A 20,972-nucleotide genomic window follows, 5' to 3' on the forward strand; every position below is an offset into this window, starting at 1 on the left:
CCAGTGTTTCCAGATCCGCCATTACCATAAGAAAAGGTGATCCACACCGCATTTTACGGATAGAATCACCTTGAGCTTTTTTTATGGATAACCTTAAATGAATTATTCTTTGCCTAGAAAACGCCAGAAGTTTCGATTCAGCATATCATCCAGATCCCGCTTGATCTCCTCTTCCGTCACCGTCCATCCACTATGATGCAGCTTCTCGTATTTCGCAGCAAGAACATTGCCAATGATTTTTCTAGAATGCTCCCATTTGTAAATCAATTGCTCAAACACACGGCAATCGGAGTGCTGCGGAATCATTGAAGTGCCTAGAAGCTCTATGCGAAAACGTGTCATTTCCTCAACCATCGATTCAATATGCAGAAACCACCAGCAGCCAAATATCATTAGATTCCGGAACTTACGGGCAAGCACCGTTAATTCATGCTGATTTTCCCTGGCCAGCATCGTGATGAGAAACTTCTGCTCGGGGTAACGTCGGCATAAGGCTTCCACTGCCGATACATCAGACAACATGCTCATATCGCCTGCTAATCTGAGTGATGGGTTCACCCGTCTGCGTACGCCAATCATTAACGCAAACGGAATACTTTTTGCTTGGCATACAGGAATCATAACCTCGTCAATCATCTTGCTTCGATGATCATCGGCTGGATATTCAAAATCACCAGGCATCGACACTGCAAGATAAAGAGCATCCATCCGAGTAATCCATTCCGAAAGAAAACGTCTCGTTTCTGCCTTTGTCCGCTCAGACCATTCCGCTTGTACATCATAACCAAGATTTTGCAGCTCTTTCACCGCATGATCCCAATCATTAAGAAGCGCATCAACTCGCAGCGCCGCGTAGAAACGGGCATCCGTTTTTCCTTTGCCTGACAGCCAAACGGGACGTTCAACAGGATCAAACGGGTCGTTCGTCATGACGATCTTCTCAATTCCAGCGAGCTGCATGACCGTATCTACCTGCTGTTCTACCGTACGCTTTGCAAGAGCTTGCCGGTAATCATCCAGATTGCGTGAGGATACATCGAATCCAAGACGTTTAAGAATCGTAATAAAGCCGCTTGCGGCTTCGCTTACAGGAGAATGATCAATGAACAGCAGCTTCCATATCCAGTCCGCCTGCTCGCGCTTTGTCATCGACCAGAATTGGCTGTACTCCTCCTCTGACCATCTGAACGACTCTGAAATTAAATAATGATAAGTTAACAGCTCATCGATGCCCCATAAAAGCAGTTCTCCAAATTCAGGAGCATATAGATGAGTATGCATATCCGTAACAGGCGTGCTCATAGCTAAACGATCAACCGTCGCTTTAATATCTGCTAGGCTTGCAATGGTTTGAGTACTCATTTTCTTTTCCCCTCTCTTATTGGCTACAACACTTTCCTCCCAAGCTTTATGCGCCTTATGTGTTCAAATGCAGTCGTTGTTGTCCGTTCCCTTTAGCTGTAAACGCGGTCATGTTATATCGTCATCGCGCCAAATCCGCCATCCACGCGGAGGAATGAGCCGGTAACAAATGAAGAGGCTTTAGATGAAGCCAAATAAACAACCGCGCCCTTCAGCTCATCCGGATTTCCGAATCGATTCATTGGCGTATGCTGCATAATTGACTCTACTCTTTCGGGCGAAAGTATTTTTTTGTTCTGCTCTGCCGGGAAAAAACCTGGAATAATAGCGTTAACTCTTACGCGGTCTGGCGCAAATTCACGTGCTAAAAATTGCGTGATGCTGTTAACTCCTGCCTTCGATGCTGAGTAAGTAAACACGCGAGAGAGCGGTGGTGCTGAGGAGACTGATGAGATATTGATAATAGAGCCGCCGCTGCCCTGTTCAATCATTTGTTTACCGAACACTTGGCATGCCAGCACGACACTCTTTAAATTGACGTCCATAATTCGATCCCATTCATCCATCTCCAAATCAAAAAAAGGTGTGGGGCTGTTTGTTCCTGAAGCATTTACAAGGGTATCTATACGTCCTCCCCATTGCAGCACATCGTTCAGCACCGCTTCTAGTTCATCTTTTTTTGTCGCATCTGCTTGCAAAGAGATCGCCGTTCCGCCGCTGCTATTTATTTGATCGCATACTAATTTTGCTTTCTCCATATCGCGGCCAACGATGGCTACTTTTGATCCCGCTTCAGCCAGTGCAGAAGCCATGGCACTGCCAAGAACACCATTTCCGCCGATTACAACGGATACGGTTTCTGTTAAATTAAACATGAGAAAACCACCTTATAATCAAAATAACAACGTTGTTATTTTTCATAATATCGCAATAAGCCCCTACTGTCTACACCAATTATACCGCTTTCATTTGCATAATAATTGTACTATGATAGGATGAATGAATTATGATAATAGTCGTTAAAGTTCCTTTCGGAGGGAAGCTATGGTAACCATCAAAGATATCGCAGAGCGTGCAGGCGTCAGCTTTTCTACAGTATCCAAGGCACTTAGAGACAGCCCGCTCGTACAAAATAAAACGAAACAGCATATCCACTCCATCGCCAAAGACATGGGTTATCAACCCAATATTGCTGCTCGAAGTCTCGTCTCGAGAAAAAGCGGCGCGATTGGCATCGTATGGCCATCAATAGAACGTGCAGCTCTATCATCCCTTCTTACACGGCTCAATGAGGAGCTCGAGAATTACGGCTATATCACGTTGCTCTCTATTAGCAACATCGAATCCGCGATCGAAACTTTTCGCCGCTATCAAGTGGATGCCATACTCGCCTTTGGAGACAGAGATAATAAACCTAGTCCAATCGAATCCAGCTCCATGCAAATCCCAATTCTTACGTATGGCGCCGCTGACTATACACCCTATTCCGCAGTTGATGTTAACCGTGGACAAGCCATTCGTCTAGCGGTTCGTCACTTGGCAAATTTAGGTCATAAAGAAATAGCGTACATTGGGGAACCGAAATCGCATGACCCGCTGCAAGCTGTAAAAATCGAAGCCTTTCAAGAAGAGATTAGACATCATGGGCTGCGCTTAACGGATGATTCCATTCTCCAAATGAACGGTTTAGAATTTCACGATGGTTATATTGCTGCACGAATGATGATGGATCGTCCTCTTCGTCCAACAGCTGTCATAAGCGGCGGTATCGATCTCACTCGCGGCATCCTTCGCGCCGTCAGTGAACTCGGCCTCTCCGTCCCTCATGATGTTTCTGTCGTTAGTTACGACAATCTTCCGCAAATGGAGAACCTTGAGGTTCCAATGACCGTCGTAGGTGTTGCCCTCTCCTCCATCGCAGCGGCAATTGCCAAAACTATTCTTTATCTTATCGATGCTCCAAACATGACTAAGACGGTCCACTTGGAACCCGAACTTGTTTTGCGTGCTTCTACTTCTAAACGGTTCTCAAATGTTGAATAGGGCTGTCCCATAAAGTAGATAACACTACTTGAGGATAGCCCTGTTGTTTGTATATCTATAAACTTTTTCCTCATTCCTGGACTTGGCGAAACACCGGCAAGCTTCTTAACGCTTTTGCCACAATTCTTTTCGTTTCCTTCGACTTTGAGCGCTCCAACCAGTCATTACAAATAGCTCTTACCCACTCAGGATTAGTTTTGCTAGCGTCATTCATCCAGTTGCCTACTGAATCCTGAACATATTTGGCTTCATCGCTGTTCACAGCTTCTAATAGGGAAAGAGCCATAGCAGGATTTTCTTTCAGCTCAGCAATATGTTTGGCCCATACGCCTCGCGGTCGAGTGGATTCAATGGCAAATCTCCTAATATTCGCATCATGGTCACGCACCCAATCTTCGAGTAAATGAAGTGCTTCCACCAAATTATTGGAGATGGATTCCCTTACAGCCATCCAAGCAATCTCGCGAACGCCAAAATGGTGATCTGCCGCAAAAGGACGAATCGATGCAAGCTTCTCTACTAAACTTAAACGTTGATCCGCTCCGATAATAAAAGCAGCCCAGCAGCGAACACTGTCTGAAGGATGAGCAGCTAATTTGTCGGAAAGCTTATACTGCTTTTCTTCTGCTAGTCGAGCGAATAAGCTAAGCCATTCCTTTGCGATAGCAGGTATGATTTTCATAATTTTTTTCTCGTTCAAATGTCTCAGCCTATCCAGAATGGGATCGGATTCTTGATGCAAACCAAGCTCGTTAAGTACATTTTGCAGCAGTACAATATGATCAACAACGAGCCATTCCGTCAAATTGACCGACTCCAGTTTCCCCATATAAATAAGTTCTACCACTTCATTTGGAATATCACTCAACTTTTTTGCACCTTTGCGGTACAAAATGGAGTCAGAAATGACCGTCGCTTTCTCATTATTCATAACACGGTTCCCTCGCTTATACGACATTTAAAATTGAAAGTACGCCAATCATACTTCTTATTTATAAGCGAAGATGTAATCTAGTTTACAACCATTCCTACATGACCTAGTTTTGCAACAACATTTTTTTATGGATGTAGATGGTTTTAAAACCTGTCTTAATGCGTTTTTGTTCCGAAAGCTCTTGTAAGGCTACTGTTACCGCTTCTCTTGTCGCTCCAACCAGATTTGCAATTTCTTGATGTGAAAGTGGAAAATCAATTTTGCAATACTCATCCCTATCCATGCTCGTAAGTCCAAATTGATTAGAAAGCTTCATGAGAATATGCAAAATTTTATCATGAAGACCTCCTAGAGCTAAATTTTGTGTTAAACGACTCATCGCACTAATTCGATCACTAAGAACCTGTAATAAGTTCATCATGAAGCGAGGCCGCTGCATTAAAAAATTTTCAAACCTATCTTTACTCATCAAACAAATATGGCTTTCTTCAATCGTTTCAATATAGTGATCCCGCGTACCAAATGAAATAATATTCATCACGCCAAATACATTTCCTTCACCCAATATATCCGAAGTAAATTGCTTGCCTTCCTCACTCAGCTTATATAAACGAACCTTTCCCTTTTTCACAAAATAAAGCCCTTCTGAAAAAGATTCCGGTGTTTGAATAAACGTCTTTTTCGGGATAACGGTAATAGAGGTCATTTCATCCATCTCTATCAAGTCTTCTATTGTGAGTGATTGAAGCAAATTGAATTGCGATAAATATTGAATGTTATCCATTTCTCCTCCAGTTCGTTAAACGAGATGAAAAAATAAAGATTTTAAGACAGCTTCTTTTTCACAAAATGACCAATATGGTCGATAGCCTGCTGCGCTTCCGGAAGCATGTAGGCGAGAAAATGAAATACACTCCACATCTGAACCCATACTTCCAGCGTAACAGCGACACCTGCTGCTCTTGCTTGATCCGTAAACCGTGTAGAATCACTTAATAGAACTTCATGATCGCCTACTTGGATAAACAAATCGGGCAGTCCGCTCAAATTCATCCTAAGGGGGGATAATAGCGGGATTTCATCCGTACTGTTACCTAAATATGTGTCCAATATCCTGCGATTTCCCTCCAAGCTCCCTGTAGGATCAAGCTCCGATCGAGTCGTATAGGATTCACCATCCAAATGCACTAGATCCGTATGCGGGGAGATGAGAAAAGCACCTGCTGGAAGCGTCTCTCCTTGATCTCGAAGTGAAAGCAAGGTCATAAGCGCAAGGCTTCCGCCTACCGAATCTCCGCCAAATAGCATATTAGCAGCGGAATAACCGTTTTCAAGCAACCAACGATAGGCAGTGAGGCAATCCTCGTTTGCAGCTGGATACGAATGCTCCGGTGCAAGTCTATATTCAATGACAAGTACTTTCACTCCACTGGAATTCGCTATTCTTGCCGTCAAATCACGATAGAATGCACAGGTGCCTGCTATGAAACCACCGCCATGGAAGTAAAGAATGACCTTGTTCACATCTACAGTCAAATTGGCAGGAGTAATCCATTCACCATATAGGTTTCCGATTACTACCTCTTGGACGATAATATCCGTATTCATTTGCATTGCAGCTGCGGTATTGTTCATTTCATTTCGTATTTTGTCCACTGGCATTTCACTAAAATTGCTCGTTTGTTTTAGAAAATGTTTAATCGCTGTAAGCTGTTCGGTACTCGTTTTTTCCATGTAATACTCCTCCTACAGGCTTAATAACGTAAGTTTACAGCCTGTAGCATAGTACAACGTCAAGCTAAGATTCCATATGAAGGATGTGAAGTGTTTGCTGAGTTTCCGGGTGCTTTTCTTCTGCTTGCAAATTTATTTTTAAACTTGTGAGCATTGCTAATGTTTGTTCTTGCCGTTCCATATCTGAACGGATTTTATCCATTTTTTTATCGATCACAGCCAAAAAGTCAGCGAGACTAATTTGACTGCTGCTAGACTTTGTTAATGCTTTTTTGATTTCTTTTAATGTAAATCCACAAGCCTTAGCATTTTTTATAAACGTAAGATGACTTAATATTTCCTCAGAGTACATCCGATAACCTGATTCAGAACGCATCGGCGCCGGAATTAGACCGTGACTCTCGTAGTATCTTAACGTTTCGATATTCACATTCGCCATTTTTGCAATTTGCCCTCGCAAATAACCGGTCATTTCAATCCCCCTCTTATGTTGGTTGAAAGATTATTCTGAAGAGACACACAGGCTGATCATAGGTCTTAACGTTTAATTAGAAAATAGCATTGTAGTTATGCCAAAACGAAAATGCTATAATATACTAATTATGGATCGAAAAAGTAAAAACTGAACGAATTTTAAAGTCGATAAAGGATCAGCCATGAACAAAAAAACTCGTAAACCAAAATTAAAAGTCATAATGAAATTCGTAGTGTCCGTTGTCATCCTTCTATTTATAGGAGGAATTTGGCAATTCAATATGATGAATAAAGAATCGCAAATGTTTTTGCCGCCAGGAAAACGATATACGATAAACTCGCATGACATGCACATATACAGTGTTGGTACTGCTGGTAGCCGAACCATTGTTTTTGTTGCTGGGTCTGGAACACCTAATGCTTTTACCGATTTTTACTACTTACAAAACGAACTGCAACAATATGCGAGAACCATAAGTTTTGACCATGCTGGTTTTGGTTGGAGCGAGCAAACACATATCCCTAGAACGATTGATACATTAGTTGATGAACTGCATGAACTGCTTAATAAATCAAATGAAACCGCGCCCTACGTTATAATTGGACACTCGCTCGCATCCTTAGAGGTGCTTCGTTTTGCACAACGATACCCTGATGAAGTAGAGCAAATCATTTTATTAGACGGCGGCAGCCCTGAATATTATGCAAATGCCGGGGAGCTGCAGCCCTATTTGATAAATCGCTTTATGGCAGGCTTGCGTGTAACTGGGATAGCTAGAGCTTTAGGAAATATAGGCGTTTTACTTCCATTTACCGCAGAGAACCTACGTAATCAACGGCTCCCAGTCGAATGGAAAGCCACTGACTTAGCCATGTATTATAATCATATTGGAGAGTCCAATAATTTGAGTGTCATAAAAAATATGAATGAGAATGCTCGTGCTGTATTAGATGGCGGTTACTTAAAAGACACCCCGCTGCTTAGTTTATCTTCAGATAGCGGAGGCGAATGGGCGAAAGTGCAGCGACAGCTTTTACAATGGTCCAGCCTTAGTAAGCAAGAAACCATTTCTGATTCTGAGCATTACATTCATTGGTCCAATAGAGAAGAAGTATTGCAAAAAATAGTGAACACAATTAATAATAATTAAAGCTAATTTTAAAAATATGGCATTCATACTAGAAACCTTCTTCAACTATTTCTCGGGAAATGAATCATCCAAAACTTCCTTATATTTATTCTCTTTATAGCCAATAACCTCAGACATGACATCACTTATACTTTTGCCTTGTTCTCTCATCTCGTCGATATAAAAGTCCGCTTTAATTCTGCCCTTATGAACAATAATGGCACGGTCGATAACATGCTCAATTTCTTCTATTAAATGTGTCGTAAGCAGGATCGTCTCATCGCCTTTTAAATTGGAAACCATCAGCTTTAAAAAATCCTTTCTAGTGAACATATCTTTGCCCTGAAAAGGTTCGTCCATCAGCATATATTTTGCTTCCTTAGCAAACCCCGCACAAATTTCAAGCTTCAGCTTTTGCCCTTTGGAGAATGTTTTGATTTTTTGCTGCGGTTCAAGCTCATAGAAGCTGATCAGCTTGTCATAATGTTTTCTATTGAATCTAGGGAAAAAGCCAGCCAAAAACTCTGCATACTGAACGGGTGTCAGATCAGGAAGGAAGCTGCCTTCCTCCGTAATCAATGCAATGTTGTCATATTGCTCCGTTACTGGTCTGCCTTCTACTGTTATGGTACCATTCTGAATTTCTCCAATTCCCATAATTGCCTTCAGCAATGTTGTTTTCCCGCTGCCGTTACCGCCAAGAATACCAACGATTTCACCTTTGTTTATCGTTAAGCTATCCACGTATAAGTACTCACTGCTTCCAGGATAGCGCTTTTCCACATATTTTAGCTCGATCATCCGTGCCCCTCCTGCCTGCAAACCTTTTATTCAATCTTGAGGTTATCGTAATACCTATACTCTGATTGGCTGTATCCAAACCCGCCTGGCAGCGGCGATAGATTCATCGCTCTAATATTATCGTCATTCAGATCAGTCATAAGCTCGCCTTTGTAGAGCAATGTAGAGGCTTGATACACATAAATTATAAATCGTTTAGGAAGCACAATATCATATTGAAACTGAGTTCCTTCTTTAGGCTTGCTTCTCATTGTCTTGACGACATATAACTTATCGTTACGATAGCTCATCGCGAGCATACCGCTGAAATTGTCCTCTTCTCCGTCCGCAAAGCTTTCTTTTATCGTTTCGTTTAATTTCATTTCATTCGATAAATGAAAACTAAACATTGTTTTGTTATTATTATTGGCAGCAGCATCCTCTGCGGAAGAGGACCGGCTAAAACTCAGATTTAGCATGTTCTGATCGTGATCGCTAAATGCTTCATAGTTTTCATAATAGGTATCCCCGCTCGGATTATTGAATGAGCTCGCTCGATCCCGTCCTGCCAAGTAAAAATGAGGAACTATCGTCTCACCTAATTGCTTCCCGCTGACGCTGTCATATGCACGAATAGTAAGCTGGTTATTTTCAACTGCAATTAATGCCAAGCTGCTGCCAACGGCTTCTAATCCAAGAATTTCAATGCTTGAATTCGGATTATCTTTGTTTTTATCCAGGCTGAAGGTTGCCACGGTACGCGGCTCCTGCCCTTTGTCTCCGGTTATGCCTCGATAACCCCAATTATCTGAAAACTTTAACTCATAGATCCCGTTCTCTCCTGTGTAATGCGTTGTCGTTGGCAATGTAAAATATACGTTATCGCCAATTTTGGCAAGTCCATATTCAAGAGCATTCGTATAAGTGACGCTGTTATCCTTCTGATCCGTTCTATTATAATGAACAGGCGGGTTAACCGTTGCCGTACCGGTAGGAATGGGAATCGTGTTCCTTCGATCACGAGCAACAATTTCAAAAAGTGGACCAGTATTTGAAATATCATATTCAATGCCATTCATTAATTTAGCATTTCCCGGAATAAATCGTTTTGGGGTTTGCTGCTGCATCTGCTCAAATAACACGGTACTCGTATTCACTTGGCCTTTCTCAATACGGAAGCTAGTCCGATGGCTCCCATCCTTCAGCTCTCCACTTATGACTGTATCCTCAATCGCTTGGCGTGAACCCTGCAAATCTTTTAAATAAAATGTCCCTTGATCCTTCTTCGCGTAGATACTGCCGGACATTATCCCTATGACAGCTACCGCTGCAATTAATGCAACGAGAACTGCATGATTTTTCAGCTTTTTCATAGCGATCCCATCCCTTTCTTAAGCGATAGCTGCTTTTTTTATTAGCTTGATGCTGTGCCATATGAAAAATCCGCTTAAAATAAGCATAATTGAACTGCTAATATACAAATGACTTGGTGCTGCAAAAGAATAGGATTCACTCATTCGATAGCTCAGTACTTTAATTCCCACGATAACCGCGGCTCCAATAGCGACTAAACCCCAGTACCTTTTGCTTCGTTCGCATAAAGCCACGTAATATAGAGCTGTTGTGATCATAATTAAAATACTTGCTGATGATATGATTCTGCTTAGGTTTAATGGCATGATGATTCGAAAAAAATCAGAACGGATAACCGCTAAAAAAAGTCCATTTGTCATCGAAAAGCGGCCTTCACCATAGCTTGCAAACTTCGCCGATACCACATCGTATCCAAGCTTTATGCTAATTAGCTGCGACCCGAGCAGCATGAGCAAGCAAATGACAAAAACAACGATTTTGCTAAAATAAATCGATTCACGCCTTACAGGCAGTGATAAAAACATGTATATACTTTTACTGCCCCAATAACCTGCATAAATCGTCTTTAAGAAAAATCCGCATGCTGCTGCTATGCATAGGAGGAATACGATGATGCAGCCTGAAGAGGCATAAATATTTTCATAACGCTCGTGAACGGTATATTCACCATATTCTTTGACAAACATGTGGAGCAGATAAAGTGGAATAACGATTACAGCTGTGCAAAGCAGCAAGATCGCTTTCAGCCAGGTTGAAAATTCATATTGCAGCAGTCGATAAAAGGTTCTCATGATACCACCTCAATTGTATTATAGTAGTAGTACAGATACGCCAAAAAAACTATTCCCAACGCTCGCTAATGAGGGAGATGACTTGTTGGAACGACAAATGAATCTCCTTAGCGGAGCCAATAAACGCTTTCACTAACTCATCCGTCAGCTCAGCTTCAATTTGCTTTAAGATCGCCTCATCTACATAAATGACACTGCCGAGCGTACTGCTCGTGCGAACATAACCTTCATCCTCCATAAGCTTAAAAGCCTTTTGCACTGTATTCGGGTTGATGTTCAGTTGTGCAGCTATTTCTCGCCTAGACGGCAGCTTATCTCCCGATTCAGCCTTACCCAGCAATATTTGCCTCTTCACATACAATGCGGCCTGCACGTATACGGGCTCTTTGTTGTTTAGCTTTAATTCATAAAAATGTAGCACGTACACATCACCTGCCTTATCTCTTGGTTGTATTATTGCACTAGTACAATTTAATTGTCAATATGTAACAAAAAAAGGAGCATGATTTTGAAATCTGCCCCTCCTCTTCAATGATATGAAATAAACCTTTCTAAACCTTTTAAAAATGAAACCGTTTCTTTATTTCCTCTTTAAATTGCCGATCCGAAAAAATAATCATGCCGATGATCGTGAGCAATGAGTACACAATCGCGGCCACACTAGGCCAGATAACATCCGCTAATTGAAAAATAAATAAAATCGCAGGACATAGACTGATGAAAAACATCGCTAATAAATAACCGATATCATTATGCCATAACGATTTTTTTATAATGGCGAGCAGAGTCATCATAAAAGTCGCTGCCATGCCAAAGAGCGGAATGGCATAGGTGGTTGACCACTTCATAAACCCAACAAAAATATCGATTACGAGTAAAAAAAGCGCTAAAATCGCGTAATGAAACAATATCTTTTTGCCGATATGTGCCTTTGACAATATCGTATCTTTTACGATCACCCATGCATAGATTAACCCGGTCGTCACAATCGCAGACCACAATGTAGGATTAAGCTGCAAGGTTAATAAATTAATCGTAATCGAGAGTACAATAGCCGATATCGTTAAAAATAAAAACAGCTTTGTACGTGTAAATACGGCTGTTTCTTGATGTAATTTTGCATAGGAGGGGTACTCTGACGCACTATTCCCGCGATTCCCAAGAGGCCTCGAGCATAACGGACAATAATCGTGCTGATCGTCAACACTCACATTGCATCGATTGCATAACCTCATCCATTCCTCCCCCAATCATTTGAATATACTCTCACGTCAAGCCCAGCCTGATCCGCTAAATAAGAGAAAAAATATTGCAGTATATCGGCTTCTACAATACTTCTTGTAAACGTAATCGTCAGCTTATCATTAACCGTACAGACGCCGCAGCTTACTGGGCTTTTATTCGATGGATAGACTACAGCCTCAATAACGTCGATATAGTCATACATTTGCTGCGGCAAAATGATGTTGCCAACATTGGATAACGTCATCGTTCTTCTGCTTTCTCCTAGTGTGCGAAAACCAAAATCAACAAACCAGCTTTTGAGAAACAAAGGAATAAAAAGAGTAGCTTTGTTGCGTTCGAGCGCTACATTGTTATAAATGATATTTTGCAAATTTTCTTTTCCTGATTTCTGCTTTAACATTTCATTCACTCGAATAATGAGCTCATCAAATGAAGCGTCCTCGGTTACTTTTATTCCGATATTTACAACGCCAAAAAAATTGCGAAGCGTCCGCGACGGGAAGGCTTTGCGTAAATTGGCTGGAATTGATATGACCACCGGCGCATTCTGCTCACTGAATTTAATCCTCGTTTGATAAATAGAGTAAATGAGCAATGTCGTTAAATACGCTGTTATCGTACAGCCCTTTTGCTTGGCAAGTGCATTCAATGCAGAAGCGCTAACAACGCCGTGCACCACATTGTTTCCGAAGTGCTCAAAGCGTGTACCTTTAACATGATAAGATTTGCTCGTTATCACTCGTTCAACATAGCAATCCTGGTAATACCTGCGAAAGCTGTCCTCCATATCAAGCACATCCACTCCAGTATCCGCGAGCAAAATTTTTCCTTCAGGATCGATGTTTTTCCCCAAATATATGAGGTAATAGTATAAAAGTGACTTTAAAAATTCAATGGTTCCATTGCCATCCGTAAGGGAATGAAAAACTTCAATCGATACTCTATTTTGATAATATAAAACCTTAAATAAGTAACCGTTATTCGTATTCGGATCAATATCCCGGCATGGATACTGCTCGTCCTCTTCGATTACAATTTTCTCCGTATTTTCATCTAAGTAATTCCAAAACACACCTTTACGTAGTTTAACGGTAAACATCGGAAAACGATCAAATACGGTATCAGCCGCTTTCTGCAAGGCGTCAGCATCTATTCTATCCTTCAATACGGCTGAAATGCGATAAACAGAAGTGTTTTTTGTATTCGTAACGGATGGAAAAAGCTTTGCAGCATTATCGAGCTTATACCATTTGTTCAATTGGAATTTCTTCCTTTCTAGATTCATGCTGTTTAGCTCTTGTTTGTATAATCAATCGAATTTATTTACAATGAAAATCATAAACTCTTGTGTAACATAAGAGTCAATAGGAGCAGATTGACATGAGGACATACTACTCTATCGGAGAAACTGCCAAACGAAGCAGCACGACCATAGAAACCTTACGGCATTATGACAGAATTGGCTTGTTGAAGCCTGCAAAAGTAGATGTTCTCACGGGTTATCGCTATTATTCAGATGAGGAATTGGTTTATCTGAACGTGATTAACTTTTGCAAACAACGAAGTATGCCTTTGAACGATATTAAAGAGTTGTTCGCAAATGACCATTATGAATATATTATTCCTTGTCTAATAGCGACTGAAGATAAAATAGACCAGGAAATCAAACAACTGCAACATACTAAAAAATTGCTTTTAGCTTTAAGAGAACAGTACGAAACGCGCACGACACTAGTACCCGAGCAGCTTTCCGATCATATTTTTTCGTGCAAACAAATTCCGAAAAGAATGATCTTAACGTTTCCTTCTATCCAGCAGCCGAGCATTGAAAATTTCCAGCAGCTGCAAGATCTGCTCCTGCAATATAGCAGTGACGGCGAGGGTGATTCATTTATTTTCGAACATACAGCGTTTATATTGACGACTTTAGAGAAAGAGCAGTCTGAAAACCATTCTGTTCTATTTGCTGTCTGTGAAAAGTGGCCTGCTGAGGCAGACAATATGGCCGTATTGCCAGCCGGAACGTATATTTATGGTTATTGCTCCGAAGATCAAAAAGCATTGGCCATGCAAAATATGATAATCGATGCAAAAACGAAATATGATGCTGAACTAGCATTTATTGTCCAATCCGTTATTTTTACAGGCATTTTTCAATGGGTATATGAGCTTCAAGCGTTATTGGTGCCCTGTTCAAAGTAAAATGCAAACGGGACTGTCTCTCAAGGTCATAGACCTAAAGAGACAGTCCCGTTTTTTGTAAAATTAAATATAGTCCATAATCCAGCTTGTCCAAGCAGCTGCAAACATTAATTAGCAAATTCAAACTATAAAATAAAAAAATGCGTCGGCAGATATAAACCATACACTCTGCCGGCGCATTCATTTTCTCCCCCCCAAAATGGGGAAAGCTAATTTTGTTCAGTGCGTATAAAAAAATCATAGTTTTACCTTGTTTTTCACAACTGCACTCTTATGAATTTTCAGTTCATCGCGGTATTCCACCGTCTCAATTTCACAGTCTATACCTATAATTACATTCTCTCCTCTAACGATACTTGCCTTCGTATAATGAAGCTCGATGTAATCGCCCTCGATCAACCTGGCATTGAATATGACCCCGTCCATCGATTTCATCAGCCTCAGCAATGTTCCCACTTTGCTTCTTTTAATTTTGATTTTGCTGCCTCCGACCTCTTTGGCAAAGCTAGGTCCGAACATACTAATAGCCAGCTGATCTGAGCTTAATAATCCATCGATATTTACTGCGCCAGTTATGTGCAGCTCTTCCGCTTCGCAATCACCTGCTGCATCCAATTGACCCGTTAACTTAATTTTGTCTACTCTAACTCTTCCTTTTGACTTCATCTCACCTCGTCCTTGCAAGCTAAGCCCGTTTAAGCTGCCGTCAACGGCACATACGCCCGTTATCTTCATATCTTTCGCAATTAAATTTCCAGCGATCTTGACTTCTCCCGTCAGTCTGAGCTTCTCACAATTCACATCGCCGTTAAATTTACATTCGCCTGTTATATTCACATTTTGATAAAACCCGCCCGCTGACGTTGTTTCACCTAATACTTTCAATGGATTCCGTATAGGCTCAGTCACTAACCTTCTCCTCCTTCATAATTGCAGCGCCGGGATGTACGGACAGCTTCGAGCGATATTCTACTCGTCCTATCGAGCAGCCCTGACCAATGATGACAACATTACCCCTAACGATATCTGCAGTTGTAAATTCAATATCAATATTGTCGCCTTCAATGACCCCAACACGCAGCTCAGGCTTTAGCTTCGGAATAATTCCACTGAATAATTTATTCCATATTCCCACGTCTGCCTGCCTGATGACCAGGTTTTCCACGCCAATCTCATTCGCTTTTCCTTGGCCTTGCAGTTGAAATTCCAGCTGACCCGCACTAAGCAAGCCGCCAACCGTGAAGCCGCCCTTACCTGTAAAATGCTCTAGCTCACAATCACCTTTTATGCTCATCATGCCATTTAATTCACAGCTTTCGCCGCTAACTCCGCCCGCGATAGTAAGCAAACCATCCGCCTTCAAATTTCCAAATTTCATATTGCCTTTTACATCCATCGTACCATTAACTTCAAGCTCATCTGCCGTAAGATGCGCCTTCATTCTTATATGTCCATTTCCCTTAAATCTACGCGCAACAATAGCTCCGCTTACTTTGCCAACACCATCTATAGATACGTTATCGTAATTTCCACCTGCAGCACCGCTAACTCCGCTAATCTTTAAATCTGACAGCTGATATTCCGTCATCGCTCTTCCCTCCATTAAGAAAGCTTCCCTTTTAATTGTTCAATCAAATCACCTAAGCTTAGCTTGGCAACAAGTCGGACGCCTTCGTCAAACACTAATTCAGTTGGGGAGTGCGCCATGATAAAGGAAGTCATCCCCATTTTCCGAATAAAAAATAGATCCCAGCTCTTCCCCTCGAACTTCCTGACCTTCTCGTTCAAGGTTTGAAACAACAGTTCTGCTTCCTCTAAGCTCAGCTCTCCGAGGCCAAGCAGATAGTCAACTGCAAATAAATGCACAAGCTCGTCAAAAGAATATTGTCCACCAATTCCAGATAACGCTCCGAAACTGCTTAGGGTCATAGACGAAACAATGTTACGTTCTCCAACTTCTGCAGCAGTCAGTGTCATATCGTTAATAGCGGACGTATCAGATAACTTACCCGCTAGATCATCTAACGAAAGATCATCCTTCATATTAATGATGTTATGGATGCGCGCTAATATCGTCTGTTTTGGAAAAAAGGTTTCTTGTCCTGTAAACGTTGATTTTCGAATAAACCATTCCTCAGGAATAAGCTTCTTTCGTTTCCAACGATATAATTGCCCATACGAAATGCCGGTTAAATCCAGCAGCTCCTTTTTCGAAATTAAATCCTTATCCACTATAATCACCTCTCGAAATGATCGTAACATAACACTGTTACGTTGTAAATGAGAATATCGCAATAAAGAATGGTTAGGCTGGTTTGCTATTCTTCATTTATATAAAAGAAAAAGGCAGCTCCCGATTCCATTACGAATCAGAAGCTGCCTTTTGATAAAAAAACATTTTAGGAATTTATGCCATGTTCATTTCGGATGTTATACATGCCTTGAATCAGCAGCTCCGCAGGATCCCGGTTCAACTGCAAATGTGTCAACAATAGATGTAACGGAATAGCGCAAACGTTGTTTCCATCTTTAATCGTTGGAAATCCAGCTTCAAAGACTGGACCGTGTTCTTCGTTCCAAGCTAGACCCGCATGTACCTGTTCCGGAGCAAACTCTTCCGTCACAGCTGTTATACATTGCGGAACGAGGATTTTATCGATTACCGCTTTAGCCTCCTCTTCGCTTGCAGCTGCTTGTGAGAGAGGTTTCCCACCCTCGATCTCCATAAGATCGACGAAGAAAGACGCCATCCACACCGCAGGATCATTCCCCGATTGGAATCTATTGACCAACTCATGCAGGAAAAATCCGCAGGAATATACGCTGTCCGACTCATCCTTCACATGAAATACAAAAACTGGGCCATAAGCTTCGTGGTTCAACACTTGTCCTTCAACATCGTTAAATTGCATTTTTAAAGCTACGATGCCATTATGGTGAACAGCCTTAATAAGCTCCGCCCATTTCTCCTCGGTCATCGCCGAATCCTTACTGTTTACTTCCTCATTTGTTGTCTCATTGTTTATTGTCATAGTTCTACTCGTCTCCTATAACAGCTTCATCTTGTAAATCTCGTTTTTTTCACTAGCCTATCAATCAGCAAGCTTTCTGCTCATTGATTATAGATTACCACAATTGCTTACTTTGTTTATATGCAAGTATTTTCCATACTCATAATTGCCCACGAAGAAACTCAGCCACATTATGATTTCCTTGCTTGACTGCCAAAGACCAGGCTGTATTCCCTTCTCGGTCTTCAGTGTTTATATTTGCTCCATGCTCAATCAATACCCGAATGATTTCAATATTATCATCATGAAAAGCTGCAGTATGCAAGCAAGTGTGACCATTACTGTCCAGAAGATTAGTATCGGCATGATGCTTCATAAACAAATTAATGAGATCTATATTTCTTTCGCCAGCTATCGCAGCATGCAAGGCTGTATTAGAGGGAATGAAAGAAATCTTGGAATGAGATACTGCATTAATGTCAGCACCATAGTCAAGCAATACCTGTGCCGCTTCTTTATTGCCAAAATGTGCTGCGAAACCGAGTGGTGTAAGACCATCCTTATTTTCGGCATTTGCAAGGCTCGGATTCGATTCTAATAGACTATTTAGCTGAGTTCCTGACTGAATCGCTTGAAATAAATCTTCGATTAACGGACCATTCATTTATTTCCACCCCATTTCAACTGGTTTCATTCTACAACATTACCAAACTTTAATAGATGATTTCAAATATAATAAAATACACTTATAAACTATTCTTTACTGCTTCTGCTTCGAGCAAATGTGATAGATTAAAATAGATAGTCATTTTTGTTTGCATGAGGTAAATGCAGGGATTAGAGAGGCGTGTGAAGCATGGAATTATATATATCAAATGAATGGAATAACGATGATAAAACATATGTTAGCAGCAATATGTTTGCTTTTAATTTAAAGCATTTCCCTGAAAACTTGAAAGGGCGGTATCAGGAAGTTAATTTGTTTCTAAAAAACGCTGATGGTCAAATTTTCGGCGGGCTTATTAGCGAAATATGCTGGAACTGGATGCAGATCGAGTATTTATTTATTGCGGACGAAATTCGCAAATCAGGCTACGGTAAGCAGCTTTTAGACGAAGCCGAAAAAATAGCTAAAGCGAAAAACTGTGATTTCATAAAGCTGGATACCTTAAGCTTTCAGGCGCTCGATTTTTACAAGAAGCAAGGTTTCGAGGTGTTTGGATCGATACCAAATGCTGGAGGTTATACGCACTATTATTTAAAAAAAGACCTTTAACCGCTTTGCTTTTCTAATTAGAGCGCCATATAAAAAAACCTCCATCGAAGGATGGAGGAAACCTTATCGATACTGCTTATAAGAAAAACAGTTGGTTCATGCTCCTTCCTCATCTTTACTGCTTACTTAATAAATGAAGAATTGAAACGTTCATGTCCACTAGTGAGCGAGCTGCTTCCATGTTTTATTGAGCCACTCCGCAAATAACTCCTTCTCCTCGAATTGCGGATAATGAGCCGATTGTTCGAACAGTACAAAATCTTTCATTGGCGCTTGCAGCACGTCAAAATATTGTTGTGCAGCATTCACCGATGTCATATAATCATATTTCCCCATCACAAAATAACAAGGAATATCCAGTGACTTCACTACATCAATAATATTATTGCTCGCTTCCTCAGCCAGCAGCATCTTTTGCGTTACAGAAATTCCTCTTAAATAGCGAACAACATCAAGCAAATTATACTCAGGCTGAAACAGAAACCCTTTGTAATAATCCATGTTGTCATCAATTAACCTTGCTGCCCCGCCATATTTTCGAATGATCGATCTAGGCGTCGTTTCCTCCCCTTTTTCGATTGGTTCTCGAAGAGACTCTAATCTTTCCACTTCCTTGGTATTGTCAGCCAGCTTCGCCTGTTCTATAACGTATTGCAAACTATCCAATTCGCTCGTTACCGTATCAGCCACTTGCCCAACGCCGATATAAGCCGCAAACTTGTCAGGTGCCTTAGCCGCCGCTTTCATTCCAATGTATGTGCCAAAAGAATGACCGATCAGCAGCACTTTCTGTTGTCCAAATTTCGCGGTAACATAATCGGTCAACGCAAGCAGATCTTCCACAAGCACGTCAGTCGTTAGATTAGAATAGTCTTCATTAAAATGATAAGATTTCCCGCTCCCGCGCTGGTCATAATGTACGATCGTATAATTTTTCTCAAGCAAATCTTGATATTTCCTTACATACGGAATTTCAGAACAACCCGGACCGCCATGTACAAAAATAACAATCGGATTGTGTTTGTCTACTCCTCTAATCATCACTTCATGCCCAGTACCATTGATTTCAACTTGCTCTAACGTACTTATGCTGTTGTCACCTTTAATGCCAGGTGTCCATGTTGGGAATATCAATCCGACCAGAACAATCAGAACGATGATCATAATAGTGACCTTCCCTATTTTTATTATTTTCCTATTCAAGAGCTGGCTCCTTCAAAACGTTATTATCCTTTCATTATAAATGATTTCATTTTGACTTCATAATTAACGATTTCCTTGCTAAACTTTGCTGTTGCATGAAGAAATGAAAAAAACGACATCGCTGTCGTTTCTCATGGCTTTGATGATATAGAGGTATCGAATTAAAAAAACTGATCACTATTATGATGCAGCTTCATCTGATGAAGAGAGCCTTTTTCCATAAACCCGATATAGAATGAGACCAAACAGCATGCCGACAAAAGATATGGTGGAAATAGACAAGTACAATGTTTTGCCTCCAAAGCTACCATACACGGCTCCGCCTACATAGGAGGCTAAAATGCCTGAAACACCAAAAAACAGCAGCGCAAGCACCGTTTGACCTGTCGCGCGCCATTCGGTTGGTACTATTCGATAAAGATACTGAATAGCTGCTGAATAGAACACAGGGAAAGTCAACAGCTGTAAAATTTGCAAATACGCAAGTATGTGCGGATCGGTAATCCAAGCTGACAGGAAAAACCGAAGGAAATAGAACACGGCTGAAAACGAAATAATAAGCAGCTCTTTACCTTTGCGCATCCACCAAAAGCTCAGAGCGAACACTACAATTTCACTGCCTGCTGCCAAGAAGAACGCTTGACCAACCAATTCGGTACTCCCGCCAAGCTCACGAATGTATACGCCAAGAAAGGTATCATTCATCCGTGCAGGGACCGAACAGATAAACACCAAGAGCAGAAACATTAGTGTCTCTTTATTGCTAATAAAATGCTTGAGACTCTTTAAGGTAACCGGCTTGCCTGTTACAGGCGCATCCGGCATGATCCAACCTATAATGAAACTGATTAACCCGATTCCTCCAAAAAGCAGCGCCAAGCTATGTTCACCGAAATAAGAGATAACATAACCTGTAAGCAGCGCTGCTAAGGCATAACCCAATGCGCCATAAGTACGAATAGAGCCATAGCTGGTTCCTGAAGATTCGGCAATTGTAAAATTCAAGCTTTCCGTTAACGGATCGATGGACATGAGAAAGAAGTACAGCAGCATAGCGTACAGAATGAGCTGCGGATAACTGCTGGAATCATAAAGCAAGTAACCAATGATGGTTGAGAAAAATAACAGTACCAACAAAACTTTACGAATGGATTTGGTTCTATCGCTTATCATCCCCCATAAAGGTTGAGCGATAAGCGTAACAAATCCGCCTGTTCCTATAATGAAGCCAATTTGCGAAGGACTTAGTCCTTGTACATCTAAATAAACCGGAAGGAATGAAATAAACATAGCCAGTAGTGCAAAATACAAAAAATTAAAGCCTCGTAATAAGTTTGATGCCTTCATAAAAGTTTAGTTCCTCCACTTGTTTCTTAAATATAGCTATCTCAATCTTTTATTCTACCATGAAAT

The 20,972-nt window shown here is 41.1% G+C and carries 23 protein-coding genes; 4 read left to right on the forward strand and 19 right to left on the reverse strand.

All coding sequences use genetic code 11. The annotated features are described in order from the left end of the window. Positions 1 to 102 precede the first annotated feature (102 nt). Positions 103 to 1,362 (reverse strand): glucuronate isomerase, encoded by a 1,260-nt coding sequence (locus BK120_RS28740; RefSeq protein ID WP_076270931.1) that lies wholly within the window; start codon positions 1,360 to 1,362, stop codon positions 103 to 105. A gap of 113 nt (positions 1,363 to 1,475) precedes the next feature. After that, a complete protein-coding gene (locus BK120_RS28745; protein ID WP_076270932.1) occupies positions 1,476 to 2,237 on the reverse strand; it encodes an SDR family oxidoreductase in 762 nt (253 codons plus the stop codon). A 169-nt stretch (positions 2,238 to 2,406) separates the two neighbouring features. Between BK120_RS28745 and BK120_RS28750 the strand changes: the two genes are divergently transcribed. Continuing rightward, positions 2,407 to 3,405 carry a LacI family DNA-binding transcriptional regulator gene (locus tag BK120_RS28750; protein WP_076270933.1) on the forward strand — a complete coding sequence of 333 codons (999 nt, stop codon included), beginning with the start codon at positions 2,407 to 2,409 and terminating at the stop codon, positions 3,403 to 3,405. A gap of 70 nt (positions 3,406 to 3,475) precedes the next feature. On the opposite strand, the gene BK120_RS28755 is transcribed toward BK120_RS28750, so the two are convergent. From BK120_RS28755 to BK120_RS28770, 4 genes are all read right to left on the reverse strand, one after another. Further along, positions 3,476 to 4,336, reverse strand: coding sequence for a DNA alkylation repair protein (locus tag BK120_RS28755; protein ID WP_256711054.1), 861 nt, complete (start codon positions 4,334 to 4,336; stop codon positions 3,476 to 3,478). A 106-nt stretch (positions 4,337 to 4,442) separates the two neighbouring features. Continuing rightward, the gene (locus BK120_RS28760; protein WP_076270934.1) at positions 4,443 to 5,123 is read right to left on the reverse strand and encodes a Crp/Fnr family transcriptional regulator; all 681 of its coding nucleotides are present in this window, start codon (positions 5,121 to 5,123) and stop codon (positions 4,443 to 4,445) included. Between the two features lie 41 nt (positions 5,124 to 5,164). Next, the gene (locus tag BK120_RS28765; RefSeq protein WP_076270935.1) at positions 5,165 to 6,073 is read right to left on the reverse strand and encodes an alpha/beta hydrolase; all 909 of its coding nucleotides are present in this window, start codon (positions 6,071 to 6,073) and stop codon (positions 5,165 to 5,167) included. A 64-nt stretch (positions 6,074 to 6,137) separates the two neighbouring features. Beyond that, positions 6,138 to 6,545, reverse strand: a complete 408-nt coding sequence (locus tag BK120_RS28770; protein WP_076270936.1) for a MerR family transcriptional regulator — start codon at positions 6,543 to 6,545, stop codon at positions 6,138 to 6,140. Between the two features lie 184 nt (positions 6,546 to 6,729). On the opposite strand from BK120_RS28770, the gene BK120_RS28775 reads away from it, so the two are divergent. After that, complete coding sequence (locus BK120_RS28775; RefSeq protein ID WP_076270937.1) at positions 6,730 to 7,698, forward strand: alpha/beta fold hydrolase; 969 nt, start codon at positions 6,730 to 6,732, stop codon at positions 7,696 to 7,698. A gap of 45 nt (positions 7,699 to 7,743) precedes the next feature. On the opposite strand, the gene BK120_RS28780 is transcribed toward BK120_RS28775, so the two are convergent. The 6 genes from BK120_RS28780 to BK120_RS28805 form a co-directional block, all read right to left on the reverse strand. Further along, the gene (locus BK120_RS28780) at positions 7,744 to 8,478 is read right to left on the reverse strand and encodes an ATP-binding cassette domain-containing protein (RefSeq protein ID WP_076270938.1); all 735 of its coding nucleotides are present in this window, start codon (positions 8,476 to 8,478) and stop codon (positions 7,744 to 7,746) included. A gap of 26 nt (positions 8,479 to 8,504) precedes the next feature. Then, positions 8,505 to 9,830: a hypothetical protein gene (locus BK120_RS28785; protein WP_076270939.1), complete on the reverse strand. Its 1,326-nt coding sequence runs from the start codon at positions 9,828 to 9,830 to the stop codon at positions 8,505 to 8,507. Positions 9,831 to 9,848: 18 nt separating this feature from the next. Further along, positions 9,849 to 10,622: a hypothetical protein gene (locus BK120_RS28790; RefSeq protein WP_076270940.1), complete on the reverse strand. Its 774-nt coding sequence runs from the start codon at positions 10,620 to 10,622 to the stop codon at positions 9,849 to 9,851. 49 nt (positions 10,623 to 10,671) lie between these two features. Then, positions 10,672 to 11,043 (reverse strand): GntR family transcriptional regulator, encoded by a 372-nt coding sequence (locus tag BK120_RS28795; RefSeq protein ID WP_076270941.1) that lies wholly within the window; start codon positions 11,041 to 11,043, stop codon positions 10,672 to 10,674. A 139-nt stretch (positions 11,044 to 11,182) separates the two neighbouring features. Beyond that, entirely contained in the window at positions 11,183 to 11,857 is a 675-nt protein-coding gene (locus tag BK120_RS28800) for a DUF6320 domain-containing protein (RefSeq protein WP_076270942.1), read from the reverse strand. Further along, positions 11,854 to 13,125 (reverse strand): alcohol acetyltransferase, encoded by a 1,272-nt coding sequence (locus BK120_RS28805; RefSeq protein WP_076270970.1) that lies wholly within the window; start codon positions 13,123 to 13,125, stop codon positions 11,854 to 11,856. The genes BK120_RS28800 and BK120_RS28805 overlap by 4 nt, the downstream gene beginning before the upstream one ends. 122 nt (positions 13,126 to 13,247) lie before the next feature. Between BK120_RS28805 and BK120_RS28810 the strand changes: the two genes are divergently transcribed. Next, the gene (locus tag BK120_RS28810; protein WP_076270943.1) at positions 13,248 to 14,069 is read left to right on the forward strand and encodes a MerR family transcriptional regulator; all 822 of its coding nucleotides are present in this window, start codon (positions 13,248 to 13,250) and stop codon (positions 14,067 to 14,069) included. A 237-nt stretch (positions 14,070 to 14,306) separates the two neighbouring features. Here the strand turns inward: BK120_RS28810 and BK120_RS28815 are convergent, their stop codons facing one another. The 5 genes from BK120_RS28815 to BK120_RS28835 form a co-directional block, all read right to left on the reverse strand. After that, positions 14,307 to 14,978: a hypothetical protein gene (locus BK120_RS28815; protein WP_076270944.1), complete on the reverse strand. Its 672-nt coding sequence runs from the start codon at positions 14,976 to 14,978 to the stop codon at positions 14,307 to 14,309. Further along, on the reverse strand, positions 14,971 to 15,657 hold the full coding sequence (locus BK120_RS28820) for a hypothetical protein (RefSeq protein WP_076270945.1): 687 nt from the start codon (positions 15,655 to 15,657) through the stop codon (positions 14,971 to 14,973). Before BK120_RS28820 ends, BK120_RS28815 begins: the two co-directional genes overlap by 8 nt. A 14-nt stretch (positions 15,658 to 15,671) precedes the next feature. After that, on the reverse strand, positions 15,672 to 16,301 hold the full coding sequence (locus tag BK120_RS28825; RefSeq protein WP_218639607.1) for a DUF4004 family protein: 630 nt from the start codon (positions 16,299 to 16,301) through the stop codon (positions 15,672 to 15,674). A gap of 167 nt (positions 16,302 to 16,468) precedes the next feature. Beyond that, positions 16,469 to 17,101, reverse strand: coding sequence for a hypothetical protein (locus tag BK120_RS28830; protein WP_076270946.1), 633 nt, complete (start codon positions 17,099 to 17,101; stop codon positions 16,469 to 16,471). A 139-nt stretch (positions 17,102 to 17,240) separates the two neighbouring features. Then, positions 17,241 to 17,744, reverse strand: a complete 504-nt coding sequence (locus BK120_RS28835; RefSeq protein WP_076270947.1) for an ankyrin repeat domain-containing protein — start codon at positions 17,742 to 17,744, stop codon at positions 17,241 to 17,243. A gap of 192 nt (positions 17,745 to 17,936) precedes the next feature. On the opposite strand from BK120_RS28835, the gene BK120_RS28840 reads away from it, so the two are divergent. After that, entirely contained in the window at positions 17,937 to 18,356 is a 420-nt protein-coding gene (locus BK120_RS28840; RefSeq protein WP_076270948.1) for a GNAT family N-acetyltransferase, read from the forward strand. 159 nt (positions 18,357 to 18,515) lie between these two features. Here BK120_RS28840 and BK120_RS28845 read toward each other — a convergent pair whose 3' ends face one another. Beyond that, positions 18,516 to 19,520: an alpha/beta fold hydrolase gene (locus BK120_RS28845; RefSeq protein ID WP_076270949.1), complete on the reverse strand. Its 1,005-nt coding sequence runs from the start codon at positions 19,518 to 19,520 to the stop codon at positions 18,516 to 18,518. A gap of 219 nt (positions 19,521 to 19,739) precedes the next feature. Then, positions 19,740 to 20,906, reverse strand: a complete 1,167-nt coding sequence (locus BK120_RS28850; RefSeq protein WP_076270950.1) for an MFS transporter — start codon at positions 20,904 to 20,906, stop codon at positions 19,740 to 19,742. Positions 20,907 to 20,972 lie beyond the last annotated feature (66 nt).

This window comes from Paenibacillus sp. FSL A5-0031, assembly GCF_001956295.1.
GTDB lineage: Bacteria > Bacillota > Bacilli > Paenibacillales > Paenibacillaceae > Pristimantibacillus.

Bases quoted from the DNA above. Each gene is read 5' to 3' on its own strand.
- BK120_RS28740 (WP_076270931.1), bottom strand. From the start codon at position 1,362: ATGAGTACTCAAACCATTGCAAGCCTAGCAGATATTAAAGCGACGGTT.
- BK120_RS28745 (WP_076270932.1), bottom strand. From the start codon at position 2,237: ATGTTTAATTTAACAGAAACCGTATCCGTTGTAATCGGCGGAAATGGT.
- BK120_RS28750 (WP_076270933.1), top strand. From the start codon at position 2,407: ATGGTAACCATCAAAGATATCGCAGAGCGTGCAGGCGTCAGCTTTTCT.
- BK120_RS28755 (WP_256711054.1), bottom strand. From the start codon at position 4,336: ATGAATAATGAGAAAGCGACGGTCATTTCTGACTCCATTTTGTACCGC.
- BK120_RS28760 (WP_076270934.1), bottom strand. From the start codon at position 5,123: ATGGATAACATTCAATATTTATCGCAATTCAATTTGCTTCAATCACTC.
- BK120_RS28765 (WP_076270935.1), bottom strand. From the start codon at position 6,073: ATGGAAAAAACGAGTACCGAACAGCTTACAGCGATTAAACATTTTCTA.
- BK120_RS28770 (WP_076270936.1), bottom strand. From the start codon at position 6,545: ATGACCGGTTATTTGCGAGGGCAAATTGCAAAAATGGCGAATGTGAAT.
- BK120_RS28775 (WP_076270937.1), top strand. From the start codon at position 6,730: ATGAACAAAAAAACTCGTAAACCAAAATTAAAAGTCATAATGAAATTC.
- BK120_RS28780 (WP_076270938.1), bottom strand. From the start codon at position 8,478: ATGATCGAGCTAAAATATGTGGAAAAGCGCTATCCTGGAAGCAGTGAG.
- BK120_RS28785 (WP_076270939.1), bottom strand. From the start codon at position 9,830: ATGAAAAAGCTGAAAAATCATGCAGTTCTCGTTGCATTAATTGCAGCG.
- BK120_RS28790 (WP_076270940.1), bottom strand. From the start codon at position 10,622: ATGAGAACCTTTTATCGACTGCTGCAATATGAATTTTCAACCTGGCTG.
- BK120_RS28800 (WP_076270942.1), bottom strand. From the start codon at position 11,857: ATGAGGTTATGCAATCGATGCAATGTGAGTGTTGACGATCAGCACGAT.
- BK120_RS28810 (WP_076270943.1), top strand. From the start codon at position 13,248: ATGAGGACATACTACTCTATCGGAGAAACTGCCAAACGAAGCAGCACG.
- BK120_RS28820 (WP_076270945.1), bottom strand. From the start codon at position 15,657: ATGACGGAATATCAGCTGTCAGATTTAAAGATTAGCGGAGTTAGCGGT.
- BK120_RS28830 (WP_076270946.1), bottom strand. From the start codon at position 17,101: ATGACAATAAACAATGAGACAACAAATGAGGAAGTAAACAGTAAGGAT.
- BK120_RS28835 (WP_076270947.1), bottom strand. From the start codon at position 17,744: ATGAATGGTCCGTTAATCGAAGATTTATTTCAAGCGATTCAGTCAGGA.
- BK120_RS28840 (WP_076270948.1), top strand. From the start codon at position 17,937: ATGGAATTATATATATCAAATGAATGGAATAACGATGATAAAACATAT.
- BK120_RS28845 (WP_076270949.1), bottom strand. From the start codon at position 19,520: ATGATCATCGTTCTGATTGTTCTGGTCGGATTGATATTCCCAACATGG.
- BK120_RS28850 (WP_076270950.1), bottom strand. From the start codon at position 20,906: ATGAAGGCATCAAACTTATTACGAGGCTTTAATTTTTTGTATTTTGCA.